This is a genomic window from Streptomyces sp. NPDC030143 (assembly GCF_055573695.1).
In genome coordinates, this window is the sequence record NZ_JBVIAY010000012.1 from 196214 (window position 1) to 202409 (window position 6196).

Genomic DNA, 6196 nt, shown 5'->3' on the forward strand with positions numbered 1-6196 from the left:
GACCCGGGACCTCAGCCGATGACGGTGTACCCCGCGTCGCGCAGCGCAGCGCCGACCTCGGCGCAGTGCACCGGACCCTTCGTCTCCAGGTGCAGCTCGACATCCGCCTCCGTGAGGCCGAGCCGGGGATCGGTCCGGACGTGGCTCACGTCCAGGACGTTGGCGTCCACCACGGACAACACCCCCAGAAGCGTCGCGAGCGCCCCTGGCCGGTCGGTCAGCCGCAGCCGGACCGCCAGGTAGCGGCCCTGCGCGGCCATGCCGTGCCGCAGGACGCGCTGCATCAGCACCGGGTCGACGTTCCCCCCGGACAGCACCGCGACCACCGGGCCCTCGAAGGCGCCGGGCTCGCTCAGCAGCGCCGCCACCGGACTCGCCCCGGCCGGCTCCACCACCAGCTTGGCCCGCTCCAGGCACAACAGCAGCGCGGCGGACAGTTCGTCCTCCGACACCGTGCGCACCTCGTCCACCAGCTCGCCGACGATCCCGAACGGCACGTCACCCGGCCGGCCCACCCGGATGCCGTCGGCCATCGTCGCCGGATTGCGCACCGACACCGGGTGACCGGCCGCCAGCGACGGCGGGTAGGCGGCCGCACCCTCCGCCTGCACCCCCACGATCCGCACGTCCGGCCGCAGCGCCTTCACCGCCACCGCGATGCCCGCCACGAGCCCCCCGCCGCCGATCCCGACGACGATCGTGCGCGCCTCGGGGCACTGCTCCAGGATCTCCAGCCCGACCGTGCCCTGCCCCGCGATGACGTCCGAGTGGTCGAAGGGATGGATGAACACCGCGCCCGTCGCGGCCGCGTACTCCTGCGCCGCCGCCAGCGTCTCGTCGACCACCTGTCCGTGCAGCCGCACCTCGGCGCCGTACTCCCGGGTCGCACTGATCTTCGGCAGCGGCGCGCCCTTCGGCATGAACACCGTCGAACGCACCCCCAGCAGCGACGACGCGAGCGCGACGCCCTGCGCGTGGTTGCCCGCGCTCGCCGCGACGACTCCGGCGGCCCGCTCCTCCGGCAGCAGCCCGGAGATCCGCACGTACGCGCCGCGCAGCTTGAACGACCCCGTCCGCTGGAGGTTCTCGCACTTGAGGTGCACCGGCGCGCCCACGAGCTGGGACAGATGCCTGCTGCCCTCCATCGCGGTCACCCGCGCCACGCCCGAGAGCATCTTCTGGGCGCCGCGCACGTCGTCGAGGGTGACGGGCCGCAAGGAGTCAGCCGTGCCGTAGCTCATGACAACAGCATCGCAGTTCACAGGCGGGAACGGCCGTTGTGACCAACCACCGAGACTGGTTTCCGCAGCGCCGGTACGACCCGCCTTCGGGCCGCGTACCCTGTCCCCCAACCCAGCACCCCCTTCATGAAGCGAGCCCCCGGCCATGCCCACTACACCTGAAATGTCGATGGACATGACGACCGTCGGTGACACCGGTCTCCTCGACACGCTGCAGCACGAGGTCGCGGTGTTCGCGCGCCGCGCCGAACAGACCCGGCTCGGTGGCGTCGGACAGGTGCGCAACTCCATGGACCGCGCCGCGTACCTCCTGCTCAACCGCCTCGACAAAGAGGGGCCGATGGGCGTCAAGGCGCTCGCGGCGAGCATGGGCATCGACTCCTCCACCGTCACCCGGCAGGTGGCTCCGCTGGTCGACACGGGTCTGGTCAAGCGCACCTCGCACCCCGAGGACGGGCGGGCCGTGGTGCTCCAGCTCTCCCCGCGCGGCATGTCCCGCCTGGAGGAAGTGCGCTCCTCCCGCCGCCAGCTGATGGACGAACTGACGCACGACTGGGCGCCGGAGGAGCGCGAGGCGTTCTGCACGCTGCTCACCCGCTTCAACAGCGCCCTGTCCGCCCGGATGGCCGTCCAGGGCGTCCCGGGCGCGGAGCCCACGCCCGCCACCTGACGCCCCGCGCGAGCCGTGCATCAGGCGTGTGCGCGGCTCTTGACCGACGGCCCGCCCCTGGCCTCATATGAGACCGGGTCCCCGTACGCCGCCGGGGCCCGTGTCGAGGGGGACGCCGGCAGGCGGGAGGCGCGGTGCGGACAGGACACGCGGACCGGGGTGCGCGCCGGGCCCGGGAGTTCGAGGCGTTCGTCGCCGGCGCGGGCGGACGGCTGCTGCAGGCCGCCACCCTGCTCACCGCGGAGGCGCCCGACGACAACCCGCGCGCGCGGCGCCTGCTGACCCACGCCCTCGCCCACACGTACGCGTGCTGGGACCGGCTGCGCGGCGAGGACCCCTACGACCTCACCCGCCGGCACCTCGCCACCCGCTTCGCCCACGGCGCCTGGCACCACCGCGGCCCGCTCGGCCGCCCCCACGCCTCCGCGGCACTGGCCCGGCTCACCCCGCAGGAACGTCTGGTGCTGGTGCTCAGGCTCTACGAAGGCGTGGCGGAGGAACAGGTCGCGGCCCTCCTGAGCCTCCCGAGGGAACGCGTCCGCACCCTCTGCGACCGCGCGACGGCCACCCTCCTGCACCCCCGGCGGGACACTCCCCCGGCACCGGTGGGAGCGAGGGCGGCCGCCCCGTGAACGCCCCGCGCCACTCCCGAAGCGCCTTCGTAGGGCCGTCCGCCCGGCGGGGGTCACGGTGAACCGGACCGAACGGGAGGCCGCCGTACGGCAGCTCATGGAGCGGACCGCGCCGCGCGTACCGGCCGAGCTGCACGCGGACGTCGTCCGCGCCGGCAGCCGTGTGCTGCGGCGCCGCACCCTCGCCCGGCGCCTGCTGTGGCTGCTGCTGTGCGCGGCGGTCGTGGCGTTCACCGTCTGGGCGGTGACGGCCCAGCCGTGGGTGGAGCCGCCGTCGGAGACGACCCCACCCCTGACCGGCTGGTGAGCCGGTCGACACACCCCTAGCCGAGCGCCTGCTGCAGGTCGTCCAGCAGGTCGTCGACGTTCTCGATGCCCACGGAGAGACGGACCAGGTCGGCGGGGACCTCCAGGGCCGAGCCGGCGGCCGAGGCGTGCGTCATGCGGCCGGGGTGCTCGATCAGGGACTCGACGCCGCCCAGGGACTCGCCGAGCGTGAACACCTTCGCCCGGTTGCAGACCTCGACGGCCGCCTCCTCGCCGCCCTCCACCCGGAACGACACCATGCCGCCGAACGCCCGCATCTGCTTGGCGGCGACCTCGTGACCAGGGTGGTCGGGCAGCCCCGGGTACAGCACACGCGTCACGCGCGCGTGCCGGGTCAGCATGTCGGCGACCTTCGTGGCGTTCTCGCTGTGCCGGTCCATGCGCACCGACAGCGTCTTCGTGCCGCGCAGCACCAGCCACGAGTCGAACGGCCCGGCGACCGCGCCCATCGCGTTCTGGTGGTACGCCAGTTCCTCGCCGAGGTCCCGGTCGCTCACGATCAGCGCGCCGCCGACGACGTCCGAGTGACCTCCCATGTACTTGGTCAGCGAGTGCACGACGACGTCCGCGCCGAGCGCCAGCGGCTGCTGGAGGTAGGGGGTGGCGAAGGTGTTGTCGACGACGAGCCGCGCGCCCGCGTCCCGCGCGACCTGCGCGACCGCCGCGATGTCGGTGATGCCGAGGAGCGGGTTGGAGGGTGTCTCCACCCACACGGCCTTCGTCTTCGGGGTGATCGCGGCCCGCACGGCCGCCGGGTCGCTGGTGTCGGCCACCGACCACTCCACGCCCCACCGCGAGACGACCTTCGCGAACAGCCGGAACGTGCCGCCGTACGCGTCGTTCGGGATGACCACGTGGTCGCCGGGGGTGAGCAGCGTACGCAACAGGCAGTCCTCGGCCGCCAGTCCGGAAGCGAACGCGAGACCCCGGACGCCGCCCTCGAGGGCGGCCAGGTTCTCCTCCAGGGCGGTCCTGGTCGGGTTGGCGCTGCGGCTGTACTCGTAGCCGCCGCGCAGGCCGCCGACGCCGTCCTGCTTGTAGGTCGAGACCTGGTAGATCGGCGGGACGACCGCGCCGGTCAGGGGGTCCGCGGTGTTGCCCGCGTGGATCGCGAGAGTCTCGAAGTGCTGACTGATGTGCCTGTCGCTCATGGGCACCGAGCGTAGTGCGCCGCGAGCGGGGGTGCGGGACGAGCGGACGACAGGACGGCTTCCACCGGGCCGGGACGGGCGGAAGACGGCGGTTTCCGCCGGGCCGGGGCGGGCGGAAGACGGCGGTTTCCGCCGAGCCGGGACGAGCCGGGCCCGCGTTTTCCACAGGTTCGGCGGAGGGGGTTGGCCAATTGTCGGCGGCGTCTGGAACCCTTGAGGCATGGAGATTCTCTGGGTCCTGATCGCGCTGGTCATGCTCAGCTTCGTGCTGCTGCCCTTCCTGCGCCGCAGGCGCGGCATGATCGAGCAGGTCCCGGCGGGCCACCCGGACGCCGCGGACCCGGCGAACTACGGCTTCGTGCGCACGGAGGAGCTGGACATCCGCATGCCCGGCCCCGACCAGGACCTGCTGGACGTCCTCGACGTCGTGCAGCGCACCCAGGACTACCGGGCGGCCCAACAGCTGCTGGCCGGCACGGAGTCGGAGGGCGAGCCCCGCTGGCAGCGCGTGCAGGCCTTCGCCGGCGCCGCCGCGCTGGAGCTCCAGCAGCGGCCGGGCGGGGTCGGTGACACCCCGGGCGGACAGTGGCTGCGGGTGTGGCGCACCGAGGCGCCCAAGGACGCGGGCGGCGCGGCCGTCCACGCCGAGTTCCTGGTGCAGCAGGCGTGGCGGACGTCGACCCCGGGCACCGACGACTTCCGGATCATCATGGAGGAGGCCAGGGACGCCTGCGGACAGGCGGCGCTGCTCGACCCCGACGACCCCGTCCCGTACATCGTCGAACTGTCGGTGGCCCGCGGGCTGAGGTACTCCCAGTCGGAGTTCGAGCAGCTCTGGCTGAGGATCCTGGACCGCGCCCCGGCCCACATGGGAGCGCATCTGGCGGCCCTGCACTACTGGTGCGAGAAGTGGCACGGCTCGCGGGAGACGGCGATGTCGTTCGCGGAGGCCGCGGCGGCACGGGCCCCGCGCGGCTCGCTCCTCGCGGCGATGCCCCTGTTCGCCGTGTTCGAGCACCTCCCCGAGGTGAACCTGGTCAGCAGCTTCTACCAGAGCGAGACCGTGACCAGGGCGATCCACGGCGCGCTGCACGCGGTGCACTCGGCCCGTCCGGACGACCCGATGCTGGCGCACGTCCGCCACCTGCTGGTCTTCTTCCTCGTCCGCGCCGAGCGCTGGTCCGAGGCCATGGGGCAGCTGGTACACGTCGACGGCCACGTGGGCGCCCTGCCGTGGACGCTGTCGCCCGACCCGGCGGCGGAGTTCGCGGTGTACCGCGCGCTGGCGGTGGCGGGCTTCGAGGCGAACGGCGGCAGCCCGGCGACGCTGCCGCACTGACCCGAGGCCGCCGCAGGAATGCGGCGCCCTCCACGCGCGTTGACATGCCCGGACCCCCGATTGGAGACCGCATGTTCCTGCACAGCCGTACGCCCCAGCTCCCGACCCCCGAGCAGGCTCTGCGCGGCCGCCCCGAGCCGGCGTTCTCCGTCCCCGACCGCCACACCGTGCTCGGCAACCCGCTCCTGGGCCCCTACCCCGAGGGCCTGGAGGTAGCCGACTTCGGCCTGGGCTGCTTCTGGGGCGCGGAGCGCACGTTCTGGCAGCTCCCGGCGGGTGTGTGGACGACCCTCGTCGGTTACCAGGGCGGCCACACCGAGCACCCCACGTACGAGGAGGTCTGCTCGGGCCTGACCGGCCACACGGAGGCCGTCCGCGTGGTCTTCGACCCGAAGGTGATCTCGTACGGAGCCCTCCTCAAGACGTTCTGGGAGTCCCACGACCCCACCCAGGGCTTCCGCCAGGGCAACGACGTGGGCACCCAGTACCGCTCCGCGATCTACACCCACTCACCCGAGCAGGCCGCCACCGCCGCGTCCTCCCGCGAGGCCTACCAGCAGGTCCTGTCCGCCTCGGGCTACGGCGCGATCACCACGGAGGTCCTCCCGGCGGGACCCCGCACCTTCTACCCGGCCGAGGCGTATCACCAGCAGTACCTCGACAAGAACCCGGCGGGTTACTGCGGCATCGGCGGGACGGGCGTGTCCTGCCCGATCGGCGTCGCCAAGGCGGAGGGCTGAGCACACCACCGCGGCCGGGGGGGGGGGGGGGGGGGGGGGGGGGGCGCCGCAGGGTCTTTTCTTTGTGGTGGGGGCGTGAAGGCGTGGGACAAGAGA

General features: G+C 73.3%; 7 protein-coding genes. 5 read left to right on the forward strand and 2 right to left on the reverse strand.

The genetic code is table 11. The features are described 5' to 3' along the window. Positions 1–11: 11 nt before the first annotated feature. On the reverse strand, positions 12–1241 hold the full coding sequence (gene ilvA, locus ACZ4YY_RS21920) for a threonine ammonia-lyase (protein ID WP_468292580.1): 1230 nt from the start codon (positions 1239–1241) through the stop codon (positions 12–14). A gap of 163 nt (positions 1242–1404) precedes the next feature. Between ilvA and ACZ4YY_RS21925 the strand changes: the two genes are divergently transcribed. The 3 genes from ACZ4YY_RS21925 (at position 1405) to ACZ4YY_RS21935 (ending at position 2850) form a co-directional block, all read left to right on the forward strand. After that, complete coding sequence (locus tag ACZ4YY_RS21925) at positions 1405–1911, forward strand: MarR family winged helix-turn-helix transcriptional regulator (protein ID WP_468292701.1); 507 nt, start codon at positions 1405–1407, stop codon at positions 1909–1911. Between the two features lie 134 nt (positions 1912–2045). After that, entirely contained in the window at positions 2046–2543 is a 498-nt protein-coding gene (locus ACZ4YY_RS21930; RefSeq protein WP_468292583.1) for a sigma factor-like helix-turn-helix DNA-binding protein, read from the forward strand. Between the two features lie 58 nt (positions 2544–2601). Beyond that, positions 2602–2850: a hypothetical protein gene (locus ACZ4YY_RS21935; RefSeq protein WP_468292586.1), complete on the forward strand. Its 249-nt coding sequence runs from the start codon at positions 2602–2604 to the stop codon at positions 2848–2850. A 16-nt stretch (positions 2851–2866) separates the two neighbouring features. Here the strand turns inward: ACZ4YY_RS21935 and ACZ4YY_RS21940 are convergent, their stop codons facing one another. Beyond that, positions 2867–4021, reverse strand: a complete 1155-nt coding sequence (locus tag ACZ4YY_RS21940; protein WP_468292589.1) for a cystathionine gamma-synthase — start codon at positions 4019–4021, stop codon at positions 2867–2869. A gap of 220 nt (positions 4022–4241) precedes the next feature. Here ACZ4YY_RS21940 and ACZ4YY_RS21945 point away from each other — a divergent pair, with 220 nt between their 5' ends. Further along, on the forward strand, positions 4242–5360 hold the full coding sequence (locus ACZ4YY_RS21945; RefSeq protein ID WP_468292591.1) for a hypothetical protein: 1119 nt from the start codon (positions 4242–4244) through the stop codon (positions 5358–5360). Between the two features lie 71 nt (positions 5361–5431). Then, entirely contained in the window at positions 5432–6100 is a 669-nt protein-coding gene (gene msrA / locus ACZ4YY_RS21950; RefSeq protein ID WP_468292594.1) for a peptide-methionine (S)-S-oxide reductase MsrA, read from the forward strand. Positions 6101–6196: the final 96 nt, after the last annotated feature.